The 1,820-nt window shown below is 61.4% G+C and carries 2 protein-coding genes; one reads left to right on the plus strand and one right to left on the minus strand.

What is annotated here, in order from left to right:
- On the plus strand, window positions 1-755 hold a 755-nt coding region (locus tag NW818_RS13900), incomplete at its 5' end, for an inositol monophosphatase family protein (RefSeq protein ID WP_414424890.1).
- On the opposite strand, the gene NW818_RS13905 is transcribed toward NW818_RS13900, so the two are convergent.
- Entirely contained in the window at window positions 710-1,693 is a 984-nt protein-coding gene (locus NW818_RS13905) for a glycosyltransferase family 2 protein (RefSeq protein WP_011433457.1), read from the minus strand. The two genes, NW818_RS13900 and NW818_RS13905, sit on opposite strands and share 46 nt — an antisense overlap.
- Between the last annotated feature and the right edge of the window lie 127 nt (window positions 1,694-1,820).

The following is a 1,820-nucleotide window of genomic DNA, read 5'->3' on the forward strand; positions in this document are numbered from 1 at the left end:
TTCGCGCCAGCGGGACGGAGTCCTTAAAAGCCGACGGCAGCTTGGTAACCTCTTCTGACCAGTGGGCGGATCGCGCTTTTCAAGGGGCCATTGCCGCTGCCTACCCCGATCACGGTTATCTGAGCGAGGAATCCAACCACATTTTTCCCGAGAAGGAGTGGTGTTGGGTAGTGGATCCTTTGGATGGCACCACCAATTTTGCCCGTGGGATCCCCATTTGGGGCAGCTCCTTGGCTTTGCTGCATTGGGGCGTGCCGGTGTTTGGCTGTGTCCATCTGCCGCCCATCCGCCAGACTTTTTACGGTTATTGGCCTCGGTTTCCTGGGGATGCAGCAGCAGGAGCTTTTCTCACCCGCCACGACCGGGATCCCGCCTGTCCCCAGCCAATCCGTCCTAGCACCGCCTCACCCGGCCCCAACCAATTGTTCAATTTCTGTTCCCGCAGCAGCCATTGGATTAGCCCGCAATTCCCTTGCAAAGCGCGGATGTTGGGGGGCGCTGCCTACAACCTGCTGGCGGTGGCCGGTGGCAGCCTTTTGGGGGCGGTAGAACGCTCGCCCAAGATCTGGGATGTGGCGGCAGTGTGGGCCATTGTCAAGGGGGCCGGCGCCGTTTGGGAACCCCTGAGCTGTGCCGATCCGGATCCCGGCCAGCCTCTCATTCCCGGCAAGGATTATGGCCGACTCACTTACCCCGCCCTGGTGGCAGCTCAAGCCGAGTGGATCCCCTTATTTCGCGCCTTCATCGCTCTGTAGCTTTCGTAAACGGCCTGCACGTTGTACCAGTTGAGGAAAAAAATCCGGCACAGCTCCAAGGCCAACTGCGAGCGGCCATGCCGGATCAACCAGCGCAGCAGCGGTTCCACCCGCTTCTCGTTCAGCCAGCCCCCCAGGGATAAAAGGCCCCACAGGAATTGGTGCAGGGGCGTCAGTTGGATCATCAGGCGCACGGCCCAGGTGGGGTGTTTTTGGTAAAAGAGAATACCCATGCGGCCCCGCTGCCGTTCCCGCTCAATCAATCCTGGGATCTGCTGCAGCTCAAAGGGCGGATGCCAGTGGTAGCCGGTGGCCTGGGGGCACTTGACCAGGCGCAGGCCCAAACGTTTTAGCCGCACCCCCAGCTCCAGGTCTTCCCAGCCGTAGAGGTGAAACCGCTCGTCAAAGGGGCCGGCGGGGGTTTCGCAGGCCAGCTCCAACCAATGGCGGGCAATGGCCACGTTGCCGGTGGCGAAAAAGGCTGCCGAAAAATCGGTGGGCTTGAAGGGTTCGGAGCGGGGATCCTGAAAATTGCTGGTGTTGATCACCCGCCCGTAGGTGAAGACCTTGGCCTCGTGGGGGGAGCGGGGATCCCCTGTGACGCCGTGCCGTCGCAGCATCTGGGCGTGGCTGGCCAAGAAGTGATCCACCACCACCAGGTCGCTGTCGATAAAGACGATGAGGGATCCCTGGGCGTGGCGAAACCCCAGGTTGCGGGCAGCGGCGGGGCCGCGGTGCTCCTGCTGCAACAGTTTCCACTGGGGCAAGCCAACGGGGTTGTTCTGCAGCCATTCCACTGTGCCATCGGTGGAGCCGTCGTCCACCACCACCACCTCGTAGCCCTCGTAGGGGCCGGGCTGCTGCTGCGCCAGGGCCCGCAGACACTGCTCCAAAATGGGACGGCGGTTGTAGGTGGGAATGATGACGCTGATGTACACCGGGGATCCCTGGAGATGGCCGTGCAACCTTAGAGCAAAAGTTGAGCAAAACGCTTCAGGGAGGAGGGGTTCGCGCTGCCTGTTAGGCTAGAGGGCTTTTAGGAGCATGACTCTAGTCAATAATAAG

Origin of the sequence: Synechococcus sp. R6-5, from assembly GCF_047461775.1 — a bacterium.
Classification (GTDB): domain Bacteria; phylum Cyanobacteriota; class Cyanobacteriia; order Thermostichales; family Thermostichaceae; genus Thermostichus.